The organism is Streptomyces lacrimifluminis, assembly GCF_014646095.1.
Classification (GTDB): Bacteria; Actinomycetota; Actinomycetes; order Streptomycetales; family Streptomycetaceae; genus Streptomyces; species Streptomyces lacrimifluminis.
Window position 1 is genome coordinate 127,818 of the sequence record NZ_BMMU01000017.1, and the last position, 25,796, is coordinate 153,613.

Annotated in this window: 23 protein-coding genes; 15 read left to right on the forward strand and 8 right to left on the reverse strand. The window is 69.4% G+C overall.

Features of this window, described 5'->3' with window-relative positions; genetic code table 11:
- Positions 1 to 2 precede the first annotated feature (2 nt).
- Positions 3 to 443: a methylmalonyl-CoA epimerase gene (gene mce, locus IEY89_RS24400; protein ID WP_189149613.1), complete on the reverse strand. Its 441-nt coding sequence runs from the start codon at positions 441 to 443 to the stop codon at positions 3 to 5.
- Between the two features lie 147 nt (positions 444 to 590).
- Here mce and IEY89_RS24405 point away from each other — a divergent pair, with 147 nt between their 5' ends.
- Together IEY89_RS24405 and meaB are read left to right on the forward strand one after the other, a co-directional pair.
- Positions 591 to 1,793 carry an acetyl-CoA C-acetyltransferase gene (locus tag IEY89_RS24405; protein WP_189149614.1) on the forward strand — a complete coding sequence of 401 codons (1,203 nt, stop codon included), beginning with the start codon at positions 591 to 593 and terminating at the stop codon, positions 1,791 to 1,793.
- A gap of 37 nt (positions 1,794 to 1,830) precedes the next feature.
- Positions 1,831 to 2,787 carry a methylmalonyl Co-A mutase-associated GTPase MeaB gene (gene meaB, locus IEY89_RS24410; protein WP_189149615.1) on the forward strand — a complete coding sequence of 319 codons (957 nt, stop codon included), beginning with the start codon at positions 1,831 to 1,833 and terminating at the stop codon, positions 2,785 to 2,787.
- A gap of 167 nt (positions 2,788 to 2,954) precedes the next feature.
- Here meaB and IEY89_RS24415 read toward each other — a convergent pair whose 3' ends face one another.
- Positions 2,955 to 3,593, reverse strand: coding sequence for a PepSY domain-containing protein (locus tag IEY89_RS24415; RefSeq protein WP_189149616.1), 639 nt, complete (start codon positions 3,591 to 3,593; stop codon positions 2,955 to 2,957).
- A gap of 156 nt (positions 3,594 to 3,749) precedes the next feature.
- Here IEY89_RS24415 and IEY89_RS24420 point away from each other — a divergent pair, with 156 nt between their 5' ends.
- Both IEY89_RS24420 and IEY89_RS24425 read left to right on the forward strand, forming a co-directional pair.
- Positions 3,750 to 4,415 carry a response regulator transcription factor gene (locus IEY89_RS24420; RefSeq protein ID WP_189149617.1) on the forward strand — a complete coding sequence of 222 codons (666 nt, stop codon included), beginning with the start codon at positions 3,750 to 3,752 and terminating at the stop codon, positions 4,413 to 4,415.
- Positions 4,412 to 5,812: a sensor histidine kinase gene (locus IEY89_RS24425; protein ID WP_189149618.1), complete on the forward strand. Its 1,401-nt coding sequence runs from the start codon at positions 4,412 to 4,414 to the stop codon at positions 5,810 to 5,812. The genes IEY89_RS24420 and IEY89_RS24425 overlap by 4 nt, the downstream gene beginning before the upstream one ends.
- Positions 5,813 to 5,827: 15 nt before the next feature.
- On the opposite strand, the gene IEY89_RS24430 is transcribed toward IEY89_RS24425, so the two are convergent.
- The 4 genes from IEY89_RS24430 to IEY89_RS24445 all read right to left on the reverse strand — a co-directional run bounded on the left by IEY89_RS24430 (position 5,828) and on the right by IEY89_RS24445 (position 8,475).
- Positions 5,828 to 6,304 carry a MarR family winged helix-turn-helix transcriptional regulator gene (locus IEY89_RS24430; RefSeq protein ID WP_189149619.1) on the reverse strand — a complete coding sequence of 159 codons (477 nt, stop codon included), beginning with the start codon at positions 6,302 to 6,304 and terminating at the stop codon, positions 5,828 to 5,830.
- A gap of 92 nt (positions 6,305 to 6,396) precedes the next feature.
- Entirely contained in the window at positions 6,397 to 7,194 is a 798-nt protein-coding gene (locus IEY89_RS24435) for an AIM24 family protein (RefSeq protein ID WP_189149620.1), read from the reverse strand.
- Positions 7,191 to 7,841, reverse strand: a complete 651-nt coding sequence (locus IEY89_RS24440) for an AIM24 family protein (protein WP_189149621.1) — start codon at positions 7,839 to 7,841, stop codon at positions 7,191 to 7,193. Before IEY89_RS24440 ends, IEY89_RS24435 begins: the two co-directional genes overlap by 4 nt.
- Position 7,842: 1 nt before the next feature.
- Positions 7,843 to 8,475, reverse strand: a complete 633-nt coding sequence (locus IEY89_RS24445; RefSeq protein WP_189149669.1) for an AIM24 family protein — start codon at positions 8,473 to 8,475, stop codon at positions 7,843 to 7,845.
- Positions 8,476 to 8,681: 206 nt separating this feature from the next.
- Between IEY89_RS24445 and IEY89_RS24450 the strand changes: the two genes are divergently transcribed.
- From IEY89_RS24450 to glxA, 4 genes are all read left to right on the forward strand, one after another.
- Entirely contained in the window at positions 8,682 to 9,035 is a 354-nt protein-coding gene (locus IEY89_RS24450; protein ID WP_189149622.1) for a DUF3817 domain-containing protein, read from the forward strand.
- Complete coding sequence (locus IEY89_RS24455; protein WP_189149623.1) at positions 9,032 to 9,361, forward strand: MTH1187 family thiamine-binding protein; 330 nt, start codon at positions 9,032 to 9,034, stop codon at positions 9,359 to 9,361. The genes IEY89_RS24450 and IEY89_RS24455 overlap by 4 nt, the downstream gene beginning before the upstream one ends.
- 104 nt (positions 9,362 to 9,465) lie before the next feature.
- Positions 9,466 to 11,259 carry a glycosyltransferase family 2 protein gene (locus IEY89_RS24460; RefSeq protein ID WP_189149624.1) on the forward strand — a complete coding sequence of 598 codons (1,794 nt, stop codon included), beginning with the start codon at positions 9,466 to 9,468 and terminating at the stop codon, positions 11,257 to 11,259.
- Between the two features lie 3 nt (positions 11,260 to 11,262).
- Positions 11,263 to 13,218: a radical copper oxidase GlxA gene (glxA, locus tag IEY89_RS24465; RefSeq protein WP_189149625.1), complete on the forward strand. Its 1,956-nt coding sequence runs from the start codon at positions 11,263 to 11,265 to the stop codon at positions 13,216 to 13,218.
- A gap of 6 nt (positions 13,219 to 13,224) precedes the next feature.
- Here glxA and IEY89_RS24470 read toward each other — a convergent pair whose 3' ends face one another.
- Positions 13,225 to 14,235, reverse strand: a complete 1,011-nt coding sequence (locus IEY89_RS24470) for a glycoside hydrolase family 6 protein (RefSeq protein WP_189149626.1) — start codon at positions 14,233 to 14,235, stop codon at positions 13,225 to 13,227.
- 184 nt (positions 14,236 to 14,419) lie between these two features.
- On the opposite strand from IEY89_RS24470, the gene IEY89_RS24475 reads away from it, so the two are divergent.
- Complete coding sequence (locus IEY89_RS24475; RefSeq protein ID WP_189149627.1) at positions 14,420 to 14,929, forward strand: MarR family winged helix-turn-helix transcriptional regulator; 510 nt, start codon at positions 14,420 to 14,422, stop codon at positions 14,927 to 14,929.
- A 77-nt stretch (positions 14,930 to 15,006) separates the two neighbouring features.
- On the forward strand, positions 15,007 to 15,345 hold the full coding sequence (locus IEY89_RS24480) for a DUF3817 domain-containing protein (RefSeq protein ID WP_189149628.1): 339 nt from the start codon (positions 15,007 to 15,009) through the stop codon (positions 15,343 to 15,345).
- A 3-nt stretch (positions 15,346 to 15,348) separates the two neighbouring features.
- On the opposite strand, the gene IEY89_RS24485 is transcribed toward IEY89_RS24480, so the two are convergent.
- Positions 15,349 to 15,966, reverse strand: a complete 618-nt coding sequence (locus IEY89_RS24485; protein WP_189149629.1) for a TetR/AcrR family transcriptional regulator — start codon at positions 15,964 to 15,966, stop codon at positions 15,349 to 15,351.
- A gap of 182 nt (positions 15,967 to 16,148) precedes the next feature.
- Between IEY89_RS24485 and IEY89_RS24490 the strand changes: the two genes are divergently transcribed.
- The 5 genes from IEY89_RS24490 (at position 16,149) to IEY89_RS24510 (ending at position 25,785) form a co-directional block, all read left to right on the forward strand.
- The gene (locus IEY89_RS24490) at positions 16,149 to 17,123 is read left to right on the forward strand and encodes a tetratricopeptide repeat protein (protein ID WP_189149630.1); all 975 of its coding nucleotides are present in this window, start codon (positions 16,149 to 16,151) and stop codon (positions 17,121 to 17,123) included.
- A gap of 671 nt (positions 17,124 to 17,794) precedes the next feature.
- The gene (locus IEY89_RS24495; protein ID WP_189149631.1) at positions 17,795 to 18,439 is read left to right on the forward strand and encodes a DUF6230 family protein; all 645 of its coding nucleotides are present in this window, start codon (positions 17,795 to 17,797) and stop codon (positions 18,437 to 18,439) included.
- 134 nt (positions 18,440 to 18,573) lie between these two features.
- On the forward strand, positions 18,574 to 19,197 hold the full coding sequence (locus IEY89_RS24500) for a DUF6114 domain-containing protein (protein ID WP_189149632.1): 624 nt from the start codon (positions 18,574 to 18,576) through the stop codon (positions 19,195 to 19,197).
- A complete protein-coding gene (locus IEY89_RS24505) occupies positions 19,187 to 20,542 on the forward strand; it encodes a hypothetical protein (RefSeq protein WP_189149633.1) in 1,356 nt (451 codons plus the stop codon). Before IEY89_RS24500 ends, IEY89_RS24505 begins: the two co-directional genes overlap by 11 nt.
- A 713-nt stretch (positions 20,543 to 21,255) precedes the next feature.
- Positions 21,256 to 25,785: a polymorphic toxin type 27 domain-containing protein gene (locus IEY89_RS24510; protein ID WP_189149670.1), complete on the forward strand. Its 4,530-nt coding sequence runs from the start codon at positions 21,256 to 21,258 to the stop codon at positions 25,783 to 25,785.
- Positions 25,786 to 25,796 lie beyond the last annotated feature (11 nt).

The following is a 25,796-nucleotide window of genomic DNA, read 5'->3' on the forward strand; positions in this document are numbered from 1 at the left end:
GGTCAGTGCTCAGGTGACTCAACAGCCGCCGAAGTGACCAGTTCTGTCAGTACTCCGTGGCAATCCTTGGGGTGCAGGAAGGTGATCCGCGACCCCATGGAGCCGCGCCGTGGCTCCTCGTACAGAACGCGTACGCCCTTGTCGCGGATGTCGGCGGCATCTCCGTCGACATCCGCCGTACCGAAAGCGATGTGGTGCACTCCCTCCCCGTTCTTGGCGAGCCACTTGCCCACGGCGGAGTCCTCGCGGGTGGGCTCCAGGAGCTGGAGGTAGGAGGCGCCGCCGTCGTCCGTGTTGTTGATCTTCAACATGGCCTCGCGTACGCCCTGCTCCTCGTTGACCTCGGAGTGGAACACCTCGAAGCCGTACGTGGCCCGGTAGAACTCGACGGTCTTGTCGAGGTCGAAACAGGCGATCCCGATGTGGTCGATTCGCGTCAGCATGGTGTCAGTGCAGCGCTCCGGAGGCGGTTACGCAACGTGCGCGCGATCACACCGACGGCCCGATGACGGCGGGACTACCGCTCAGTACATTCAGGTAAACCCTCGTTCACACTCCTCAGCTCCCCAGCTGAAAGGGGATCGCACCTCATGTCAGGAACGAACAGCAGTACCTCGGTGATCGTCGCGGGCGCACGCACGCCCATGGGGCGGTTGCTGGGCTCGCTGAAGACCTTCTCCGGAGCCGACCTCGGCGGCTTCGCGATCAAGGCCGCCCTCGACCGTGCGGGGATCGGTGGCGACCAGGTGCAGTACGTGATCATGGGCCAGGTCCTCCAGGCCGGTGCGGGCCAGATCCCGGCCCGCCAGGCCGCGGTCAAGGCCGGCATCCCGATGAACGTCCCGGCGCTGACCATCAACAAGGTGTGTCTGTCGGGCCTGGACGCGATCGCGCTGGCGGACCAGCTGATCCGCGCCGGCGAGTTCGACATCGTGGTGGCCGGTGGCCAGGAATCCATGACGAACGCCCCCCACCTGCTCCCCAAGTCCCGCGAGGGCTTCAAGTACGGCGCGATCGAGATGCTCGACGCGATGGCGTACGACGGTCTCACCGACGCCTTCGAGAACATCGCCATGGGCGAGTCGACGGAGAAGCACAACACGCGTCTGGGCATCCTGCGCCCCGAGCAGGACGAGATCGCCGCCGCCTCCCACCAGCGCGCGGCGGCGGCCCAGAAGAACGGCGTGTTCGAGGCGGAGATCACGCCGGTGGAGATCCCGCAGCGCAAGGGCGAACCGATCGTTTTCAGCCAGGACGAGGGCATCCGGGCGGAGACGACGGCGGAGTCGCTGGGCAAGCTGCGCCCGGCGTTCACGAAGGACGGCACGATCACGGCGGGCACGTCGTCGCAGATCTCGGACGGTGCGGCGGCCGTGGTCGTGATGAGCAGGGCGAAGGCCGAGGAACTCGGCCTGGAGTGGATCGCGGAGATCGGCGCCCACGGCAATGTGGCGGGCCCGGACAACTCCCTCCAGTCCCAGCCCTCCAACGCCATCCTGCACGCCCTCGGGAAGGAGGGCCTGGGCGTCGAGGATCTTGACCTGATCGAGATCAACGAGGCCTTCGCGGCGGTCGCGGTCCAGTCAATCAAGGACCTCGGGGTGTCCACGGAACGGGTGAACGTCAACGGCGGAGCGATCGCCCTGGGCCACCCGATCGGCATGTCCGGCGCACGGCTCGTACTGCACCTGGCCCTGGAGCTGAAGCGGCGCGGCGGCGGCGTGGGCGCGGCGGCCCTGTGCGGGGGCGGCGGCCAGGGTGACGCGCTGATCGTGCGGGTACCCAAGGCATAACGGGTATCCATACGGCTGTGATCGGAACGGAGTTGTGATGCAGGACGTCCCCACGCTGGTGGCCCAGGCCCGGGAAGGCCGGCCGCGGGCCGTGGCCAGGCTGATCTCCCTGGTGGAGGGGGCGTCCGGACAACTCCGCGAGGTCATGGCCGCACTGGCCCCGCTGGCGGGCAACGCGTACGTGGTCGGCCTGACGGGATCACCGGGCGTGGGCAAGTCGACGTCGACCTCGGCGCTGGTCACGGCGTACCGGCGGCAGGGCAGGCGGGTCGGCGTACTCGCCGTCGACCCGTCGTCGCCCTTCTCCGGCGGCGCGCTGCTCGGCGACCGGGTGCGGATGTCCGACCACGTGTCGGACCCGGGCGTCTACATCCGCTCGATGGCGACCCGGGGCCACCTCGGCGGTCTGGCCTGGGCGGCCCCACAGGCGATCCGTGTCCTGGACGCGGCGGGCTGCGACGTGATCCTGGTGGAGACGGTCGGCGTGGGCCAGTCCGAGGTGGAGATCGCCGCGCAGGCGGACACCAGCGTGGTGCTCCTCGCGCCGGGGATGGGCGACGGCATCCAGGCGGCCAAGGCGGGAATCCTGGAGATCGGTGATGTGTACGTCGTCAACAAGGCGGACCGGGACGGCGCGGACTCCACCGCCCGCGAGCTGAACCACATGCTCGGCCTGGGCCAGTCCAGAGGGCCCGGCGACTGGCGCCCCCCGATCGTGAAGACGGTCGCGTCGCGGTCGGAGGGGGTCGACGAGCTGGTGGAGGCCCTGGAGAAGCACCGTGCGTGGATGGAGGAACACGGCGTCCTGGCCGAGCGCCGCCGCGCCCGCGCCTCCCACGAGGTCGAGACGATCGCCGTCACGGCCCTCCGCGAACGCATCGGCGACCTCCACGGCGACCGCCGCCTGAGCGCTCTGGCAGACCGGATCGTGGCGGGGGAGCTGGATCCTTACCGGGCTGCGGACGAGTTGGTGGCGGGGCTGACGGAGGGGTGAGGCCTGTTCAGTCCGGGCTTTGATTTCCCACCCACCCACCCACCCACCCGTTCGCCGCATCTCACCAACCCAGACCGGGGGTATTTCAGCCCGTCCGGCGTTTGAGGACGAGGCCCGTTCAGGGCCGAAGCGGGGGTCTGGGGGCCGCAGGCCCTCAGGGGCGGGACTCAGTCGTCGTCGGAGTGCTCCTGCGTGACCTTGCCCGTGTCGAGCGCCACCTTCCACTCGCTCGCCGCGCCGCCCTTCACCGTCTCCACGCTCCACACCACCGAGCCACCCTCCTCGTCACCGCCGACCTCGGTGACCGTGCCCTTCGCCGCGGCGGCAACGGCGGCCTCCCGGGCGTCGAACTTCGCGCCCCTCAGCGCGGCGAACTCGGAGCGGTCGTCCTTGTCGTTGTCGTCGTCGGTGTCACGCTGCGCCCCCAGCACCTTCCCCGTGCCGGAGACCTTGACGTCGTACTCGGCCCCGTCGCCCCGCACGACCTCCACGCCCCACGTGCCGGCGTCGGCGTCGTCGTCGTCCTGCGACTCGGCGGAGACGGCGGTGCCCGGGGTGTGCCGCAGCGCCGCGGCGATGGCCTCGGCGGCGGTGCTGCCGCGAACAGCCGTACCGTCGTCGGCGCTGTCGGCTTCGTCGACGGCGTCGGTCTCGTCCGTGTCGTCGTCCCGGTCGGAGGCCACCCGCACGTTCGCCCCCGTCCGGTCCCGCGCCGCCGTCTCGTCGCCGCCCGCCGCGAAGGCGGCGACGGTGCCGCCGGCCAGGGCGGTGGCGGTGAGGGTGGCGATGACGATGTTCCGCTTCATGGGATTTCCTGCCTCTTCGTTCGGTTCATTCGGTTCGTTCGGTTCAGCGGCGATTCGCTCCGCTTCGTTGACGAGAACCAAGCTGCCCGACGGCGGCTGAAGCGAGCCTGAAGGCACCTGAAGGCGTCTTCAGCTTCGTTTTGCGAGGCTGTACGCATGCGACTGTTGATCGTCGAGGACGAGAGGCGGCTGGCCCTGTCACTCGCCAAGGGCCTGACCGCCGAGGGATACGCCGTGGACGTCGTCCACGACGGCAGCGAGGGCCTGCACCGGGCCACCGAGACGCCGTACGACCTGGTGATCCTCGACATCATGCTGCCCGGCCTCAACGGCTACCGGGTCTGCGCGGCCCTGCGCGCCGCCGGCCACGAGGTACCGATCCTCATGCTCACCGCCAAGGACGGCGAGTACGACGAGGCGGAGGGCCTGGACACCGGCGCCGACGACTACCTGACCAAGCCCTTCTCCTACGTCGTCCTGGTCGCCCGGGTGAAGGCGCTGCTGCGCCGACGCGGATCCGCGGGAACCTCGCCCGTCCATGTGGTCGGCGAGCTGACGGTCGACACCGCGGCCCACCGCGTCCACGTCGGAGAGAGCGAAGTCACCCTCACCGCAAAGGAGTTCGCCGTCCTGGAACAACTCGTCGTGCGGGCCGGCGAGGTGGTGTCCAAGGCGCAGATCCTGGAGCACGTCTGGGACTTCGCGTACGACGGCGACCCGAACATCGTCGAGGTGTACGTCAGCACGCTGCGCCGGAAGCTCGGCGCTCCGCTGATCCGGACCGTGCGCGGTGCCGGGTACCGGCTGGAGGTGCCGCGGTGAGGCGCGCTCTCGGCTCCGTGCGGGCCCGGGCGACCCTCGCTGCCACCCTCGTCGTCGCGGTCGCGCTGGTCGCCGCCGGGACCGCCGTACTGCTGTCGCTGTGGTCCAACCTCAGCGGCCAGGCCGGTACGCAGGCCGAGCGGACCGCGCGGGCGGTCGCCGCCGATCTCGCGGCCGGGACGGCGTACGACAAGCTGTCGCTCGACGCCGACGACCGGCCCGTCCAGGTCGTCGACGCCGCCGGACGGCTGGTCGCGGCCAGCGAGGACCTGGAGCGGATCAGCGGCACGGGTGTGGCCGCCGTGCGTCCGCAGGTGCCCGCGGACAGCGGCCGTGACGACAGCGCGGCCGAGGACGACGGCTCCCTCTCGCCCGGCGAGATCGACGAGGACGTCTCCTTCACCGACGGGTCCGCGACCGTCGAGGGCGACGAGGCCGACTACCGGTTCGCTGCCGTGCGGGTCGAGGTCGACGACAAGGGCACGCTCACCGTCCACGCCGGCGCGCCGCTCTCCGTCGAACAGAGCGCCGTCAGCACCGCGTTGACCGTCATGCTGATCGGGTTCCCGCTGCTGCTCGGTGTCGTCGCGGGCGTCACCTGGCTGGTCACCCGGCGTGCGCTGCGCCCCGTCGAGGGCATCCGGGCCGAGATGGCCGCGATCACCGCCTCCGAGGATCTCGCCCGACGCGTCCCGGTGCCGGACACGCACGACGAGGTGGCCAGGCTCGCCCGGACCACGAACGAGACACTGGCCGCCCTGGAGACCTCCGTGGAACGCCAGCGCCGGTTCGTCGCGGACGCCTCGCACGAGCTGCGCAGCCCCATCGCCTCCCTGCGCACCCAGCTCGAGGTCGGCGCCGCACACCCGGAGTTGCTGGATGTGGACGGGGCCGTCGAGGACACCGTACGGCTGCAGCGCCTCGCCGCCGATCTGCTGCTGCTCGCCCGGCTGGACGCGGGGGAGCGGCCCGCCGACGCGCGCTTCGACCTCGCGGAACTGGTCCGCGAACAGGCGGAGGGCCGGACAGGACTGACGGTCGAGGCAGGCGCCGTGGAGGTGGCCGGGTCCCGGATGCAGCTGGGGCGGCTGGTCGCCAATCTGCTGGACAACGCGCAGCGGCACGCCCGGTCGGTGGTCACCGTGTCCGTACGGCGGGAGGGCGGACGGGCCGTTGTCGAGGTCGCCGACGACGGGGACGGGGTGCCCATGGCGGACCGGGACCGGGTCTTCGAGCGGTTCGTACGGCTCGACGCCGCCCGCAGCCGCGACGACGGCGGCGCCGGGCTCGGACTCGCCATCGCCCGGGACGTCGCCGTACGGCACGGCGGCACACTGAGCGTGCGTGAAGCGACAACAGGCGGAGCCCTGTTCGAGCTCCGCCTGCCGATCACCTGATCCGTCGGACGGGTTCTACGGCCGGCCCCGTCGGCCGCGCAGGTGCTGCGCGATCGGCTTGAGCGACGTGCTGAGCTGGGCCAGGGCTTCCGGGGTCAGCAGCTCGATGAAGTGCCGCCGCACGGACGCCACATGATGGGGCGCGACCTTGTTCATCGTGTCCATGCCCTGCTCGGTGAGCACCGCGTACAGGCCCCGCCGGTCGGACTCGCAGTTCTCGCGGCGGACCAGGTTCGCGTTCTCCATGCGGGTGATCTGGTGGGAGAGCCGGCTCTTGGACTGGAGAGTGGCGGACGCGAGGTCACTCATCCGCATGCGCACGTCTTCGGATTCGGAGAGGTTCACGAGGATCTCGTAGTCGTTCATCGTCAGGCCGAACGGTTGCAGGTCCTTTTCGAGCTGGTATGCCAACAGCCTGTTGACCTCCAGGTGGGTGCGCCAGGCGCACTGCTCCGCGTCGGTCAGCCAGCTTGCGGCCGTCTCGGTCTCCATGAATGAAGTCTACCTAAAAGGTTGAAAGGCGAACTAGTGAGGGTGGCGTGACGACGGGCACACGTTCGATGTCACACTCCGCAGACTACCGCTCACAGCCCGAAGCGACGCTGGAGGTCGCCGAGCTGTCCGGGAAGGCGCGGTGCGCCCGGTTGCTGTGGATGGCCTGTGGGGGCCCCACCGCCGCCCGGCACTCCCGGCTCGTGCGGAACCACTCCCGTGGCCTGCTCGGCCATGAGGGTCTCGCTGGACTGGAGCAGTACCGTGCCGGCCCCGACGAACTCGAACTGGTGCTCCTCGCCCGAGGCTCCGCCGATGCCCGTCATCGCACGTAGACCGCCCATCAGACCCGTCATGTACCCATGGTCGTAGTGGTGGCAGGGCGAGGGGCAGTCGGCCCAGCCGACCAGGGCCTGCGGGTCCACCCGGATGGGGGGTTCCATGAACACCACCGGGCCGTTCGAGGCGGCCACGAACTTGCCCGTTCCGATGAGGGTGAGGAAGCCCGGCACGATCGACTGCTTGAGCGCGAGACTTGGCTGAAAAGCGAGGAGGTTGCCCGAGCGAATGGTCAGGTTGCCCTCCTCCAGATCGTACGAATTCACGTCGAAGGCCCGGTCGGCGAGGAGCATCTTGCCCGAACCCTCGGCCACGACCCAGTCGCTCGCGTGCAGAGGCGAATGAAAAGACGTACGGACAAGACGGTCCAGACGGCCGTGTCCGATGCCGTTGAAGTCGATCGAGCCGTAGTAGGCGATCATCTTCCCCTTCTGCAGGAACCACTGGCTCCCCTTGAGCTCCACGCAGAAGGTGTAGTTGTTGACGCTGTCGTCGGACGGCAGCGTCATCGGGTCGTGGACGACGGGCCCCGCGCCCGGGTAGGTGGTCACAGCTTCTCCTCCGACGCCTGGACGTACACCGCACCGCTGCCGCTGAGCTCCAGCTGGAACGCCTCGCCCGAGCCGCGGCCCACCATGTCGCGCCAGCCGAGCGCGGTGGACAGCTTGTTGCGGACGTCGCCGTGGTGCGCGACGTACGCCTGGGGGTCGACATGGACCGGGCGCTGGGGGGTGATCGGCACCTCGATCACCCCGCCGTGGGCCATGACGGCGACCGCGCCCTGCCCCTTGAGGGTGGTGGTGAACAGGCCCTGGCCCGTCACCTGCCCCCGGACCATGCCCATGACGCCGCCCTGCGAGCCCATGAACATCGTGCCCTGCTGGAGCGTGCCGTCGAAGGCGAGGAGACGGTCCGCCTCGACGCACAGCGTGTCCCCGGTGAGGTTGATGACCTGGATGTGGTGGCCGCCGTGCCCGAAGAGGACCGTGCCGCTGCCCTCGACGGTCATCAGCGGGGTGGCCTCGTTCGCGACCCGGCGGCCGATCATCGACATGATCCCGCCCTGGCCGCCCTGCACGTTGGGCGTGAAGGACACCTCGCCCTTGTAGGCGAGCATCGCCCCGCGCTGGCTGAAGACGCGCTGGCCGGGCATGAGGGTCGCCTCGACCATCTTGGAGTTGATCTCACGGAAGGGCATGTCACACGTCCCCGGCGATCGTGTTGCGCTCACTGGGCTGGACGTACACCAGGCCGTCGCCCTCGAAGCGGATCTGGAAGGCCTCGCCGCCGCCCTCGCCCATGAGGGTGCGGAACGTCACCCCGGACTGGAAGGACTGCCGGACGTTGCCCTGGTGCGCGATGTACGCCCCCGGGTCGACCGTCAGCGGGAACTGCGGGCTGACGCGCAGCACCACCGCCGGCCCGTCCGACATGATCGCCGCCTGGCCGTGCCCCTCCACGGTCGTCGTGAACAGGCCGTTGCCCTGCGAGGCGCCGCGCATGCCGGTGAACGACGTGCCCGTGCGCAGGCCCGAGTCGGTCGCCAGCAGGTTGCTCGACTCGACGTACAGCTTGTCCCCCTGGAGGCCGACAAGGTTGATCTCCGAGGCGCGGTCGGCGAACCAGCACGTCCCGTGCCCCTTCACCTCCATCAGTGTCATCTGCTCACCGGTGATCCGCCGGGTGACCATCCCCCGGATGCCCTCACCGCCGCCGCTGAGCTTCTTGAAGTCCATCTGCCCGTCGTACGCCACCATCGAGCCGTTCTTCGCCTTGACGGCGTCCCCGGTCATGTCGATGGCCAGCACCTTGCTGCCTTGAAGTCGAAACATCGCCACGGGGCGAAGGTAGCCCGCCGAGCACCCCGGGCAACAGATCCCGAAGGTGGAGATCGCCCCTGAACCTCCCCCTAGGGGCCGAACATCCGAACGTCCGTCCGCACCCCCGTACCGGTCGCCCGAGCCGCCGGTGTCACAATGGGCGAACGTTTGTGCATCCATTCACAAAGCGACCCCCTCGCACCCACCGAAGGTGACCCGTGGACATCAAGACCGCCTCCGCTCTCCGCCGCCTGCGCCTGGTCTCGGCCCCCGAAGCCGTTTCCTTCCTCCTCCTGCTGGTCTGCTCGGTGCTGAAGCGGACCACGGACTTCAACGCGGTGCCCGTCATGGGCGCGGTCCACGGATTCCTCTTCGTCCTCTACGTGATCTTCTGGGCGGACGCCTGGAACCGCGCCAAGTGGTCCCTGAAGACCGCGGCCCTCTACTTCGTCCTCTCCGTCCTCCCGGCCGGCGGCTTCTTCGCCGAGCGCAGGCTGCGCCGCGAGGCCGAGAGCGCGGTCGACGCGGCCATCGCCTCCCGGGTCCGCCAGGAAGAGGCCTACAAGTCATGATCGCCGCCTTCTCCGTGACGCCCCTCGGCGTCGGTGAGGAGGTGGGGGAGTACGTCGCCGACGCCGTCCGCGTCGTCCGCGAGTCCGGGCTCCCCAACCGCACCGACGCCATGTTCACGTCCATCGAGGGCGACTGGGACGAGGTCATGGACGTCGTCAGACGTGCCGTCGCCGCCGTCGAGGCTCGCGCGCCGCGTGTCTCCCTCGTCCTCAAGGCGGACATCCGCCCCGGCGTGACCGACGGTCTGACCTCCAAGGTGGAGACGGTGGAGCGTCACCTCTCCCCGTCATCCTCACCCGGTGACGAGGCACCCCTCAACCGGTAAACCGGCCCCGTACGCGCTCACCCGTCCGGACGCACCCAGTTCGACTCGCCGTCATATCTCCACTTTGGTGGGGATATCGGCTCGTTCGATCACTGGAGGGCGCTGTGCGGCCGGACGGCTACGACTACGACACCCACAGCCGGCTCGCCGGACCCCTGACCGAGGCGCCCGCCGGATCCCCGTACCAGGTGCGGTACACCTCGCTCCTCTCCCGCGAGCCGCGCCGAATACGCGCCGTCCTGCTCATGACCCTCGCGCCCCTGCTCACCGGGGCCCTGCTCGTCTACCTCGTGTGGCCCACCCACTGGGTGGAGCGCGAGGCCGGTGAGACGTGGATGGTCGATCTCGACATCGTGATGCTCGTCGCCATCGGGCTGATCGAACTGTTCATGGTCGTCAACGTGGCGTCCATCGCCCACGCCACCATGGTCGCCCGCGACCCCGTCCCCGTCGTACCCGAGCCCGGCATCCGCGTCGCCTTCCTCACCACGTACGTCCCGGGCAAGGAATGCCTCGCGATGGTCCGGGCCACCCTCGAAGGCGCGACCCGCGTCCACCACACCGGCCCCCTGGACGTCTGGCTCCTCGACGAGGGCGACGACGAACAGGCCAAGGCGCTCTGCGCCGAACTGGGCGTACGGCACTTCAGCCGGCACGGGGTCCCCGAGTGGAACCGGGACAAGGGCGTCCACAAGGCCCGTACCAAGCACGGAAACTACAACGCGTGGATCGCCATGCACGGCGACGAGTACGACCTCTACGCCTCCGTCGACACCGACCACGTCCCGCTCCCCAACTTCCTGGAGCGGATGACGGGCTTCTTCCGCGACCCGGACGTCGCCTTCGTCGTCGGCCCCCAGGTGTACGGCAACTACACCCACCCCGTCACCAAGGCCGCCGAGTCCCAGCAGTTCCTCTTCCACGCGCTCATCCAGCGCGCCGGCAACCGCTACCGCGCCCCCATGTTCGTCGGCACCAACAACGTCGTACGCATCGCGGCCGTCAAACAGATCGGCGGCCTGTACGACTCCATCACCGAGGACATGGCCACGGGGTTCGAGCTCCACCGCCGCCGCAATCCGCGCACCGGGCGCCACTGGAGGTCCGTCTACACGCCCGACGTGCTCGCCGTCGGCGAGGGGCCCGTCTCCTGGACCGACTTCTTCACCCAGCAGATGAGGTGGTCGCGCGGCACGTACGAGACGCTCTTCAAGCAGTACTGGAAAGCGCCCTTCACCATGCCCCCGGGCCGGCTCTTCTCGTACACGCTCATGCTCGTCTACTACCCGATGACCGCCGTCAACTGGTTCCTCGGCATTCTGAGCTGCTTCCTCTTCCTCTGGTTCGGGGCCTCCGGCACCCAGGTCACCGCCTCCGTCTGGCTGATGCTCTACAGCGACGCCGCCGCCCTCCAGATCGGGCTGTACCTGTGGAACCGGCGGCACAACGTCTCGCCCCACGAACCCGAGGGCTCCGGCGGGCTCGCCGGCATGGCGATGTCGGCGCTCTCCGCGCCGATCTACCTGAAGTCCTTCGGCGCGGCCCTGCTCCGCCGCCCCAGCCGGTTCGTCGTCACGCCCAAGGGCGGGGACGCCAGCCCCGACCGGCTGCTCACCTTCCGCATCCATCTCTTCTGGGCCGCCCTGCTGGCGATCTCACTCGTCGCCTCCGTCCACCTCGGCCACACCCATGTGGCCATGCGCACCTGGGCCGTCCTCGCCATGGCGATCTCCCTGGCCCCGGTCGGGGTGTGGATCGCCACCCGGATCAAGGACCACAGGGCACGCAGTGAGAGCAGAGAAAGCAGGGAGAGCAGGGAAATCAGGGAGTGCGAGGAACCGGTGATCGCCACCGGCGCCGTCGCCCCGGTCTCCAGCACCTCGACAGGAGGCAACTAGGCCATGGCCTTCCAGCCGTCGAAGAAGACCAAGAAGACCGTCCTGGGCATCGGGGGTGTCGCCCTCCTCGCCGGTCTCAACGCCCCCGCCGTGCTCGGCTTCGCCGGTGAGCGGTACCACGAGTACAAGATCGCCCAGCCCGGCTACCGGGCGAAGTACGGCTCCTGGAGCGCGATCGACATCCCGAAGGAGTTCCGCACCAACGCCATCCACGCGGCCCTGCTCCACACCGGCAAGGTGCTGATCGTCGCGGGCTCGGGGAACGAGCAGAAGAAGTTCGACAAGGGGTCGTTCGACACGGTCCTCTGGGACCCGAGGACGGACACCTTCAAGAAGATCGCCACCCCCGACGACTTCTTCTGCGCCGGACACGCCCAACTCCCCGACGGACGGCTCCTGGTGGCCGGCGGCACCGCCCGTTACGAACTCCTCGACGGCGAGGTCGAGCGGGCCGGCGGCGGGATGCGCGTCAAGAACGAGAACCCCGACAAACCGGTGGTCCTCAAGAAGGGCACCCGCTTCCGCTCGCCGGCCGGCGTCGAGTACGTCAGCCGGTTCGACGTCACCGTCCCCAAGGCCAAGCGCACCCAGAAGATCACCTACAACGCGGCCGGGGTCATGCAGCCCTGGGTGACCAAGGTCGTCCCGAGCGAGGCCAGGGTCTTCGTCGAGGCGGCCGAGGCCGGGCCCGTGTCGATCACCGCCAAGCAGGCGCAGTACGAGATCGTCGGCCTGAAGGACAAGGACGCGGACAACACGTACGGCCTCTCCGAGAAGATCACCATGGACAAGCAGGACTTCCAGGGGATCAGGGCGGCCTACGAGTTCGATCCGAAGGCCGAGAAGTACCTCCCCGTCGATCCGATGGACAAGGCGCGCTGGTACCCGACCCTCGTCGGCCTCGACGACGGACGGGTCCTGGCCGTCTCCGGGCTCGACGACGTCGGCGCGATCGACCCCGGGGACAACGAGATCTACGACCCGAGGACGAAGAAGTGGACCCCGGGCCCCAAGCGCTACTTCCCCACCTACCCCGCCCTCTTCCTCACCAAGGGCGGCAAGCTGTTCTACCCGGCCTCCAACGCCGGCTACGGGCCCGCCGACCAGGGCCGCGCGCCGGGACTGTGGGACCTGGAGAAGAACATCTTCGAGAAGGTGCCGGGCCTGACGGACGCCGACAAGACCGAGACCTCCGCCTCCGTCCTCCTCCCGCCCGCGCAGGACCAGAAGGTGATGATCCTGGGCGGCGGAGGCGTCGGCGAGTCGAAGAAGGCGACGCGGCGCACGGCCGTGATCGACCTGAAGAAGGACAACCCGGTCTTCGAGGCAGGCCCCGACCTCCCCCAGGGCACCCGCTACCTGAACAGCGTCCTCATGCCGGACGACACGGTGTTCACGTCCAACGGCTCCGCCGACTACCGGGGCCGCAGCGGCAGCAACATCCTCAAGGCGCAGTTCTACGACCCCAAGGCCAACGCGTTCCGTGCGGCGGCCTCCCCGAAGGTGGGCCGCAACTACCACTCCGAGGCGCTGCTCCTGCCCGACGGCCGGGTGGCCACCTTCGGCTCCGACCCGCTCTACGACAACCAGCAGAACACCAAGCTCGGTCACTTCGAGCAGCGCATGGAGATCTTCACCCCGCCCGCGCTGCACAAGAACGGCAGGAACCGCCCCGTACTAGGGGACGGCCCCCAGGAGACCGACAAACTCGGCCGCGCGACCTTCGCCACCACCCACCCCGAACGGGTGGCGAAGGCCCGCCTGATGCGTCCCAGCGCGGTCACCCACACGACGGACGTCGAACAGCGCTCCATCGACCTCCCCCTCAGCAAGGACCGCACCTCGGTGACCGTCGACGTACCGAAGGACCGGACGCTCGTGCCGCCCGGCTGGTACATGCTGTTCGTGACGGACGCGAAGGGCACGCCGTCGGAGGCGAAGTGGCTCCAGGTGAGGTGAAGTCGCCTACCCCGTACGGGAGTTGCGGGCCAGCCCGAGCGCGTACTCCGGCCACCACCGGCCGGCCGCCGGTCCGCCCCGGCACTCGCCGTCCGACTCGCCGGGCCGCTTGATCCACAGGTAGGCGTCGAGGGCGGGCTCGCCGGTGCGGGTGGTCGGGCGGGTGCCGAGGGCGCGCCCCGGCGGATTGCACCAGGCGTCGCTGCGGTCGCCGCCCAGCGGCCCGTTCCCGTTGCGGCTGGTGTCGACGACGAAGTGCTTGCCGTCGAGTGCGCGGGAGAGCTCGACTCCGTACTTCCGGGTGGCCGCGTCCGTCTGGAAGTTGGAGACGTTCAGCGCGAAACCGTCGGCCCGCGCGATCCCCGCCCGCTTCAGCGGTTCGACGAGCTTCGACGGCTCCTCGATCCAGTCGGGGTTCCCGGCGTCCAGATACACCGTCGTACGGGGCTGCCGCTTGAGCCGCGCGACGGCCTCCCCGAGCAGCCGCTCGCGCTCGGCGTGGTACTCGCCGGGCGTGCAGCCGTCCACGACGTGCGCGACCGCGTCCGGTTCGAGGACGACCAGCGCCCGGCTGTCCCCGAGGGCCTCGGCGAAGCGCCCGATCCACGACCGGTAGGCGTTCGCGTCGCCGGCCCCGCCCGCCGAGTGCTGACCGCAGTCGCGGTGCGGAATGTTGTACGCCACGAAAAGGGTCGTACGCCCTTCCCTCGCCGCCGCCCCGGTGGCGGCCCGGATCACCGGCACCGGATCGTCCCCGGCCGGCCACAGCGCGGCGGGCTGCTCGGCGATCCGACGCAGCAGCCGCGCCTCCTTCTCCCGGCCCTGCCGCTGCCAGAGCCGCACCTGCCGGGCCGCGGGGCCGGCCGGATCGACCCAGAACAGCCGGTTCCCGTCGGTGGAGGCCTCCTTGGTGGCACCGGTGACGACGGCGGCCTCGCCCACCTCGGGCGCGGAGGCGCAACCGGCCGCGAGCCCGAGCGCCGCGAGCACCGCGAGGGTGGGGATCAGCCGGGTCATACGGCCCCCTTGGGCAAGGTGACGATCGGGATCGGCGGAGATCGGTGACGATCAGTCAGCAATCGTGGCACAAGCGGGCTGACCTCTACGGATACGACACCGGGACGGCCTGGCGCACGCCGGGCCGGACCGAAGGGCGAGACAGGGCTGACCGCGATATGACCGGCCGGTAAGGTCTGGTGCCGTGCCGAAGCCGCTCAGTCTCCCCTTCGACCCCATCGCCCGCGCAGACGAACTGTGGAAGCAGCGCTGGGGAAACGTCCCGTCCATGGCCGCGATCACCTCGATCATGCGCGCACAGCAGATCCTGCTCGCGGAGGTCGACGCGGTGGTGAAGCCGTACGGTCTGACGTTCGCGCGGTACGAGGCGCTGGTGCTGCTCACCTTCTCCAAGGCGGGCGAGCTGCCGATGTCCAAGATCGGCGAGCGACTGATGGTCCACCCGACCTCGGTCACCAACACGGTGGACCGCCTGGTGAAGTCGGGCCTCGTCGCCAGACGCCCCAACCCGAACGACGGCCGCGGCACCCTCGCCACGATCACCGAGAAGGGCCGCGAGACGGTCGACGCGGCGACCCGCGACCTGATGTCGATGGACTTCGGCCTCGGTGTGTACGACGCGGAGGAGTGCGCGGAGATCTTCGCGATGCTGCGGCCGTTGCGGGTGGCGGCGAGCGACTTCGACGAGGAGTAGGGCGGCAGGTCGGCAGTGGTCGGCAGGTGCCGGGGCCGCCGGAAGATCGCCGTAAACCGGTGGTTACGCTCGTACGCATGAAAAAGAGCGTGTTGACCCGCTATCGCGTCATGGCCTACGTCACCGGTGTCCTGCTGGTTCTGCTGACCTTCAGCATGATCGCCAAGTATGTGCTGGACATCAGCGGCGCGGCGGACTTCACCCGGGTCGTGAGCATCCTGCACGGGTGGCTGTACATCGTGTACCTGGTCTTCGCCTTCGATCTTGGTGCCAAGGCGAAGTGGCCGGTCCGTAAGCAGTTGTGGGTCCTGCTCGCCGGCACCGTCCCCACTGCCGCGTTCTTCGTGGAGCGGAAGATCAGCCACGAGCTGGCGGCACAGCTCGCGGAGCCGACGCCCGTGGTCGCCAAGGCGTAACCGCTACTGGCTCCGGCCCAGTCCCAGCACCAGTACCCGGGTGAACGCTCCCGCCCACTCCGGGTCCACCGGCTCCGCGCTCACGAGTGTGCGGTGCACCACCGCGCCCGCGACCATGTCGAAGATCAGGTCCACCGTGCGGGCGGCCTCCTCCGGGTCCGTTTCCGGGGGGAGTTCGCCGCGCTGCTGGGCGCGGGCGCGGCCTTCCAGGACCAGGCGCTTCTGGCGGTCCACGATCGACGCGCGGATGCGTTCGCGCAGTGCGTCGTCGTGCGTCGACTCGGCGACCACCGCCATCAGGCCGCTCTTGATCTCCGGGCGCACCAGGATCGCCGCGAACTGGAGGACGACGCCCTCGATGTCGGCGGCGAGGCTGCCCCGGTCGGGCATTTCCAGTTCGTCGAAGAGGGCGGCCACCGCGTCGACGACCAGTTCGTTCTTGCCGGGCCAGCGGCGGTAGAGGGTCGTCTTCGCCACCCCCGCGCGCGTGGCCACGTCCCCCAACGTCAGCTTGGACCAGCCCAGTTCGACCAGCGCTTCCCGCGTCGCCGCCAGGATCGCGGTGTCCGCGGCGGCGCTGCGGGGGCGTCCCGTGCGGCTGACGGGGCTGCGGCTCTGCATGGCATGACCATAACCGGCCAATCCCGCCCTGTGAGGCCGTGAGGGAGGTCACCCTCGGGTGCTTCCCAGGGGGCCGCCGCTGCCGTTACGCTACGACTCGTAGCGAAAGCGGTGACCATCGACCAGGACCGCATTTCACCACGCCTTTCCCATGGGCGTGCCGGACGGGGGAGGATAGACCCATGCAGCCACGGAACATGTCCATGAGCGGGGTCGTCGACCTCGCCGCGGTGAAGGCGGCCCAGGAGGCCAAGTCGAAGGCGGAGCAGGCGCGAGCCGAAGCCGCCCGGCAGGGCGGGGGAGGGGGCGTGTCGCCGGCCGACCTCGTCATCGACGTCGACGAGGCCGGGTTCGAACTCGACGTCCTGCAGCGCTCCACCGAGGTGCCCGTCGTCATCGACTTCTGGGCCGAGTGGTGCGAGCCGTGCAAGCAGTTGAGCCCCGTTCTCGAGCGGCTGGCCGTCGAGTACAACGGGCGCTTCGTCCTCGCCAAGGTCGACGTCGACGCCAACCAGATGCTGATGCAGCAGTTCGGCATCCAGGGGATCCCGGCCGTCTTCGCCGTCGTCGCCGGGCAGGCCCTGCCCCTCTTCCAGGGTGCCGCCGGTGAACAGCAGATCCGCCAGACCCTCGATCAGCTCGTGCAGGTCGCGGAGCAGCGCTTCGGCCTCACCGGCCTCGTCGTCGACGCGGACGCCGAACCCGGCGACCGGCCCGTCGCCCCCCAGGTCCCGGTCGGGCCGTACGACGCGCTGCTCGAAGCCGCCGTGCAGGCCCTGGACGCGGGGGACCTGGGCGGTGCGGTGCAGGCGTACAAGAACGTGCTGAGCGACGACCCCGGGAACATGGAGGCCAAACTCGGCCTCGTACAGGCCGAGTTGCTTCAGCGGGTACAGGACGTCGATCCGCAGCAGGTGCGCAAGGACGCCGCCGAGAAGCCGGGGGACCCGACGGCGCAGATCGTCGCCGCCGACCTGGATCTGGTGGGCGGCCATGTGGAGGACGCGTTCGGGCGGCTCATCGAGACGGTGGCGCGTACGGCGGGCGACGACCGGGATGCCGTACGGCTGCGGCTGCTTGAGCTGTTCGAGGTCGTCGGCGCGGATGATCCCCGGGTCGCGGCGGCCCGGCGGGCGTTGGCGCGGGCGTTGTTCTGACCGTCGGTCGGGGTGGGCGGCGGGTCGCTGATCGATCAGTGGTCTGACCTGTCGCTAAACACCGCGGCGCGTGTTGCCGGCGGGAAGATTTTGTCGATCGAGTGCTCATGCGGCCGCACTTTGCCAAATCTTGGCAATTGCGGCCGCTGTTACTTGGAGTAAGTCGACGGTGTCTCGCTGTCGGGTTTGGGTCAGGAAGTTGCCGGTTTGTCACCCCTCTGAGGGCCACCCAGTGTTGTCGGGCGACACCCGCGGGTCCCCGCTCGGTTATCTGCCCGTTACTAGCCAGTAACGAACCCCCTTGTGCGGGCGGCGAGAATGCACCACGATCGGCGTCGCTCGGTCCTATCCCGTACGCCGACAGCCAGTCGGCCGGACGGGAGTTGTTGGGTCCCCACCGGGCAGAGTCGGCGGCAGTGGCGCCGGCTCTCGGACAGGGGGGTCTTCGCCTTCGGGAGGAGCCTGTCCGGCATGGTTGTGCGTGATGTGCGTCAGGCGCGACCAGATGGTTGTCGCTCGGGGGTGATCGCTGGTGATTCGGGCGCTGTTCGCGTCGTCGAGCGCGGCGCTCTCCTTACCGAGGACGTAGCACTTCTCCCATCCCTGCCCGGCTGAGCCGCCGTCATGGGGCAGCCAGGGCCAGGAGATGTACGTCCGAGAAGGAGGAAAATATGGAGTCCCAGGTGCGTGGCGGGACAAGATGGAAGCGCTTCGCTGTGGTCATGGTGCCCAGCGTTGCCGCTACGGCGTGTATAGGTGTTGCCCTCGCGCAGGGTGCCCTCGCCGCTTCGTTCAGTGTGTCAGGCCAGTCGTTCAAGGTCAGCGCTGACTACATCCATGGCGAGGGCTTCTCTCAGTACGGCGCCATCGACGCCGGTAAGACGCTGGACGGCAAGGACGCCATTCACCCGGTTGCGGTGTCGGCGTTCTCCGATGCCCGTATCCAGAACATGTGCCAGTCGGTCGTTACGCCGGGCATCCCGTTCTTGGGTTCCGTCAGTCTGCAGCTGACCGCGGGCAAGAGTAACGACGAGGACAAGCAGGTTTCCGCCAAGAACCTGTACATCGACGTCGAGGACCTCGCCGCCGAGAAGGCCGTGTTCAGCGACATGAACATCGGCGTCGCCGCCAGCTCCCTGAAGAACCCGCCCATGAAGGGCGGCAAGGAGCAGTCGTACCCCAACGGCTTCGGCCAGTCGGCGGACAAGGTGGATCTGTACAAGGTGAAGCAGACGGCGTGGGCCACCACTGCCGGAACCTTCACGCTGCCCGGTCTGAGCATGAAGCTCTACTCGGGTGTCAAGGAGTGCTACTAAGCACTCGGTGACGGGCGGGGGAAGCCGTGAGGCGCCCCCCGCCCGCTCCTCTCCGACCGGGTCTTCGCGCATCGCCCCCACGGGTTGACGGAAGGCCTCTCACCACAGCAACACCGCACCAGGGAGCTGTTTCCATGAGCGCCGAGACTCCTGCCGCCCTTGATCTGTTCATCCGGTTGAGGCTGCAGTTCCGCGCCTGGCGGGGTACGAGGCCGTTCTGGGCCGGTCTGTTCGTCCTGCTCGCCGGTATCCCGATTATGTACTTCCCTTACGCGCACCTCACGCTCGGGCAGCTCACGATCCGCATGTCCACAACGGCCGGCGCGGGATCGCTGATCATCGGAGCCCTGCTCGTCGTCCTGGGCATCAGCCTCTGGTTCCAGAAGCACGTACGGACCTTCGCCGGCACCGCCGCGATCCTGCTGGGACTCGTGTCTCTCCCGATCTCCAACTTCGGTGGGTTCGTCGTCGGCTTCCTGCTGGCCCTGGTCGGCGGCGCGCTGGCCATCGCCTGGGCGCCCGGTGAGCCGGAGCCGGACACGAAGTACGGAGCGGCGGCGGGCAACGGCGGCACGGATGCGGCCCCCGCAGCTGAGGCTCCTGAGGCCCCGGTGTCTGCCGAGGCAACCGCCGGAGTGGACTCGGCGGCGGAGCCGGGCGCGCTGGACATGAGCAAGTCGAACGAGCCGTACGAGCCGAACGATCTGTCAGAAACGAGCCCGGTGAACGGGGCGAACGGGAGGCGAAGTGCCGGCTGACGAGGTGACCCACGGGACTGACGTGGACACGTCCCGCGGGAAAACCGGGCCGCGGCACGCGGCCCCGAGGAAGCCGCTGTTCACCAGGTTCCATGTGCCTGCCGGAAAGGCGATAGCCCTGGCGGCGATGCCGACCGCGGTGCTCATGGGCATGGGGTTCACGCCGACGCTCGCACGTGCCGACGAACAGCCGACGACGAACAGCATGACGGCCGAAGAGTACAAGGCCTGCGTCGCGGCGATGACGGACGAGGCCTCGGCATCGGCGAGCCCGTCGGTGACCCCTTCGGAGAACTCGTCCGACGAGGACTCCGACGAAGCGACGCCGACTCCGTCGGCCTCCGTCGATGACTCGGCCCCGGACGACGCTCCTTCGTCGGATTCAGGTTCCGACGACGAGGCCGAGCCGACCCCGACGCCTTCCGCGAGCAAGACGACGTCCAGTGGCAACACCGGCGGCGACAGCGACACGGCCACGCCCACCCCTTCGGCGAGCGCGAGCGCCACCGAGGAGAGCGGCGGCCTGCTGGAGACCATCGGCGACGCGATCGTGGACGTCTTCACGGGCGGCAACGACTCGTCGAGCGACACGGCGTCCACGACGACGACCTCCACGGAGACCACCGAGGCTGCCGCCAGCGCCACTCCGGCGCCGACCGCGTCCCCCGCTGCGACCGCGGAAGGGGCCGACAAGGACACGACCGACACCACCACGGTCAAGGACACGGCGCCGAAGGTCACCGAGGTCCTCAAGGACGCCACCGACACGGCGGCGAAGACGAGCGAGGAGACCACAGAGGCCGCCACGAAGGCAGCCGACGAGGCCACCGCGTCCCCGACCCCCTCGGCGAGCGAAACCACCAACGTGGAGGACTGCCCCGCCGAATCCACCGACGATGTGGGCGGCGTCGACAACTCGATCAGGCTGCCTGACGAGCCGTGGACCCTCCAGGCCAGTTCGCTGTTGCTCAAGGGAGCGGACTACCAGGGCATCGTCAAGGTGCGCACCGCCGACGGCACGGTCAAGGACGTCCTGAAGTACGTGATCTCCGGCGGCACGGATATCGGCGACCTGCACCAGCTGGTCAAGGACAACCTGGCCGGCAAGACCTATCACGCGCAGGCGGCCAAGGGCTCGCAGTCCACGATCGACGGCGGCAAGACGATCATGTACACGGAGAGCATCTCCGGCAACCTGTTCGGCCTGATCCCAGTGACGTTCGACCCGAAGCACCCCCCGCCGCTGAACATCCCGTTGATCTACTTCACGAACGTGAAGGTCATCCAGGCCGGCCAGTTCGGCGGCACGCTGACGATCCCGGGCCTGCACCAGTACACGACCTGAGCGCTCACCATCCTGTTCGGGAGCCGCACCGAGGACTGTGGCCCGGCCTACCGCTGTTGGCGGAGGGTCGGGCCACAGGCCTGTGCGGGAGGTGGCCAAGATTCGAACGTAATGGCTAAATAGGGGTTTCGTAAACGATTTCTCGGTGCCATGATGATCCGGTCCCTGTGGGAAAAGGGGCACGGGGGGCGCGTGTTGACCGCACGCGCAACAGAGACGGGGGTCTCGAACTTCTTGACTTGCCTACGTGACAGGCCGCCGGTGACGCCACCCGTCGGCCGTGGCCGAGTGTTCGTCGTGCTTTCTTCCTGCCGGACGAGACCGATCATCCGGATCGACCATTCGGGCAGGCGTCGACGTGCGGCTCCCGCAGTTTCCGACGAGCCTGGAACACCGCTCTCGGCAGCACCGCGGGCCCGCCTCTGATCTGCTCAACTCCCCTGCTGGGCAAGGTAATCCTCAATCCACGCCTGCCGCTCTCCGGGTGTCATCCGGACCTCGGGGTCAGGCTTTTATCCATGTTCGGACCCATTTCTTGAGCGACCGTCAGATTCGAGGGCGCGAGGCCGCTGCGTCACGCCGGCCCACCGCATCCTTCGGTCGGCTCCCTGATGAGAACAGGTACTCCATTGCGCTCCAGACCCCCAGGGTCTCCAAGAGCCCTGCTTCGACTCTCTCGCTTGACCAACCGTCTGCTCCCGCCGCTGCTCGCCATGGCCGTGGTGGCCGGGGTGGGTGTGAACAACGAGTACACGGCACCGCGGACCGAGCCGGCCGCCGACTACGACTGGTTCGAGGACACCGCCGCCGAGCAGTTGCGGCAGGACCAGTGCCTGATGAGCGACGTACTGCGGCTGGGCGGGCCGGCCATGGCCGCCACCGCGAAGGACGGGCTCAACCAGAGTCCGGAGCGGCTGCGGGAGCTGGCCGCTCGGGAGCACTGGGAGAACACCCCGCTCGCCACCGCGTACAAGTCCGACCGGGATGCCGCGCTCGTCGAGCTGAACCGGCTCGACGCGCTCCACAACAGCTGGAAGATATCCGGGCTTGAGACGCCGGGAGGCTTCGGATCCTCCGCCGACTTCGAGTGGCCGCCCGGGACCGGCGGTCACGACGGTGAGGACTTCCACTCTCAGACCGGCCTCATGGCGTGGATCGCCGACCGGTTCTGGAAGTCCGAGAACGACTTCTACGAGGACCCGACTCCGCTGGCCGACGCAGAGACCGTCGCGGCGGTCAAGGCTCTGGGGCAACCGCTGTACGGCAGTGACCCCGACCCGTCCCTGCCGGACTGGGACCGACGGCTCGCTCTGCGGGATGCCTACAAGATCCTGACGGCCTGGGGCATGGAGCCGACCGGCGCGGACAACGCCCGCATCTTCCTGAGCTCGGGCGGCTTCCCGAACAAGGCACCGGTGCCGGGTACCGCCGAGCACCGGGTCGTGGTCGAGGACCTCAAGTCCCGGTTCGCCGCCTGTGCGTGGCGTGACCCGATGGACCCGGAGAAGGTCCTGGGCGAGGTCTCCGCGACCGCTGCGGCGGAGTGGCAGCGGGAGATCGGCTCGCAGGCCGCCAAGCGCAACGACATCCTGACCGCGAACAAGAACGCCGTCCAGGCGCTGACCGTGGCCTCCGAGTCGTTGGGCAAGATGCTCGGCCACGCGTGGGTCGCCGACCACATCACCCGCTGGCAGGACTACTGGTCCTCGGGCGGCATCGGCTGGATCGGCGACTCCCCGATGGCCGTCCAGATCCCGGGCGCGGCCGGCAAGTGCCTGGGTGTGCAGGGTTCCGGCACCGCGAACGGCACGGCTGTCGAGGTCGTCGCCTGCTCCACGGCGGCGGCCCAGCAGTGGAGGGTCAACGGGGGCTACGGCGAGGGCTACAGCCTCCAGAACGTGAACTCGCAGAAGTGCCTCGACCTCGCCACCAACCTGACGAAGATCCAGATCTCGACCTGCCTCGGCACGCCCACGCAGGTGTGGAAGTTCAGCGTCCGGGCCGGTGCCACCCTGCAGAACCTGAGCGCGAACAAGTGCCTGAACTTCCCCACGTACACCGCCGGACAGGACGCGCTTGCGGCCGTCTGCAGCACCGCTGCCACGCAGAAGGTGCTGTTCAAGGTCTCCGCGCACAACGGCACGGTTCCGCCGACGGCGGAGTTCACCAAGGCCACGCAGCGGCTGACCGCCGCGCGCACCGGAGCGCAGGCCGAGCTGGCCGAGCTCAAGCGCCAGGCCACGGCCGCGACGGCCGCCCAGACCGCCAGCGTCACCGCCGAACAGGCGGCGTACGCGATCGCGGACGCCAGCGGGGCGCCGCGGGGCCGTGGTCTGCTGGTGGGCCAGCAGAAGGCACAGGTCACGCAGGGAGCGGCGGCTGCGGTCGCGGCGCTGGTGAAGGCCGGTGAGACCGCGGAGGCGGCCACTCGGGCGGCTGCCGCGGACAGCGCCACGATCGCCCAGCGGGCGCTGGCGCAGGCCGCGCAGTCCAAGGCGGAGTTCCGCAAGCAGGCGGCCTACCGGGCCGAACTGCAGGCCAAGGCAGCAGCGGACGCGGCCAAGCTGCACCGCGACAACGCCAAGAAGGACAAGGAGCTGGCCGAAGCCAAGCTGGCCGAGTCCCTGGTCGCGGAGGCGGACGCGAAGGCGGCGGCGGCTGATGCGCACGCCAAGCGGCTGAAGGCCGAGGCCGAAGAGGCCACGGCGAAGAAGGAGAAGGAGACCGCCGACGTCAAGAAGTCGGAGGCGGCCAGGCATCGGCAGACCGCGGAAACCGAAGCGGCCAACGCCGAGACCGCCAAGGGCAGGGCCGAGGCGTCGGAGGCCACCGCGGTGGCCCGGAAGGAGGACGCCGAGACCGCCCGGGATCGTGCCAAGGAACTGCGTGACGACGCGTGGGACGCCGAGCAGAAGGCGGACGCGTCGCGCGCCAAGGCCGACGCCAAGCAGGCCTACGCCGAATCCCTGGAAGCGGGGGATGCGGCGGACGCCGCGCGGGCGGCTGCCAATGAGGCCGACGGGCATGCGAACGACGCCGAGGCGGCGGCCGGCCGGGCCCGTACCGCAGCCGACGCGGCCACCCAGGCTGCAGCGGACGCGGACGCGGCGGCGACCCGCGCGGAGGCCGCAGCCAAGCGCTCCCGGGCAGCCGCGGACGAGGCGCAGGCGGCGAAGCTGCGGGCGGACGCCGCGGTGCGCACCGCGACCAGCGCCGCCGCCGACGCCATCGACGCCGCCGAGCACGCTTCGGCCGAGGCCGCGTTGTCGGTCGAGGCGGCCAACGAGGCAGAGGCGCAGGCGAAGGCGGCCAAGGCCGAGGCGGACGCGGCGCAGGCCGAGGCCGACAAGGCCACCGCCGCCGCAGCGAAGGCGGCGGGGTTCGCCTATGTCACCGCGCAGGCGGCGGTGGACGCCGGGAACTCGGCCGCGCAGGTCGCGGCTCCCGCGAACGACGCGATCCAGCTCGGCTCGCCGTACGTCACCAAGGACTCGGCCGCTTCCCTGGTGGTCCTGTCCGGCCAGGCGGCGAAGACCATCGCCGAGCAGCAGAAGGCCGTCGCGGACGCCCACGCCACCAACGCGGCCGAGGAAGCGGCTGCCGCCCAGGTCATCGCCAACCAGGCACAGGGTGACGCCAAGGTCGCCTACCAGCACGCGGCGAACGCCGCCAAGTACGCCGCGGACGCCCGCGGTTACTCGAAGGAGGCACTGACCTACGCGGCCGCTGCGGCGACCGCCGCGGCGAAGGCGCAGCAGTCACTGGCCCGCACCATCGAGTACGGCCGACAGGCCACGGCCGACGCGGAGGCCGCCGACAAGGCCGCGGGCCGCGCCGAAGGCTACGCCGCAGACGCCCGCACCTCCGCCGACGCCGCCGCCCTCGACGCCGCCGCTGCCCGTGCTGCTGCCGCGCAGGCGGAGGAGTCCGCCAGTCAGGCCAGGGCCGCCGCCGAGCGGGCCGACGCCGCCGCGACGGCTGCGGAGGAAGCCGCCAAGGACGCCCAGAAGTACGCCGAGTCCGCCCAGGAAGCCGCGACGCAGGCCGAGAACGCGGGGAACACCGGGCAGATCGAGTCCGGGACGGTCCCGGACGAGGCCGGCGGACTCATCGGCGGCGTGTTCTACGTCGTCGACCACATCGAGAAGGTCGGCGAACCGAAGGTCCTCAAGAAGAGCGAGGGCTGCGACGGCTGGTGGGACCAGCTCTTCTACGACGGCGACTGCACGATGACCGAGAAGATCGGCTACAAGGCCGATCTCGATCTGTACCTGTGCCGTACGGAGGTCTGGGAGAACTCGTGCTACTCCGGGGACACGGTGTACCTGGGCGAGCACAAGACGGACACGCAGTACACCGAGGTCACGCACACCATCACGATCGCGGAGTACCAGGAGGGCGTCGACCCCGTCGACATCCTCTTCGGCAGCTGGATCCGATGCGCCCAGAAACTCACCCCAGGTGGTGAGAACGGGAGCTGGGGCGGTTGCGCCTGGGCCGTGGTGGATGTGGCGTCACTGTTCGCCGGCAAGATCATCCGCCCCATCGCGGACGCCGTCCGGGCGATGGACGGTGCAGTCAGGACCGGGATCGGATTCATCGACGCGTGGGCGGCCCTGCGCTCCCTCCGGTTCTCCGAGGTCGCCGTCGCGGGCATCGCAAGCAAGATCATGCAGGCGGTCTTCGAGGCCTGTGAAACAGGCACTTCGAGGTCGCTACTGACCGTCGGAGCCCGGGCGCTCGCTGCCCAGAGCTCGCCTCAGGAATGCATAGAGAAGGTCCTCAAGGACCTGGTGAAGGACGGGGACCACGTCGTCCTCGGAATCAACCCCCACGCGGACAAACTGGCGAAGGCGATCGGCGCCAAGACGTTCAACAACGGTGCTTACGGCGCGGAGCTGCCACGAGCAATGGGTATGGGCGAGCGTCCGATCTGGACGGTCGGAGTCGAACGGACGGTGTCCAACCCCAACGTGCGGCTGACGGTCTCACTGGACGGCGTCCGCGGTGCCACCAACGAGAACGAAGCGCTCAAGCTGCTCCTGGAGCGGGGTGAGACGATCAAGGGCAGCGACTGGGCGCTGATCAGGTCCGAGGGCTACGGCACCGCGTGGGAGATGATAAAGCTGCGCACCGCGGTCAGGCTGGGCCAACGTGACTGGAAGACGATCACGTGGCGCTGGGACGGAAAGGACGTCGAGCCCGAGCGCTTCAAGCTGGCCAACGGGGAGCCGGTGCCGTGATCAAGAGAGGG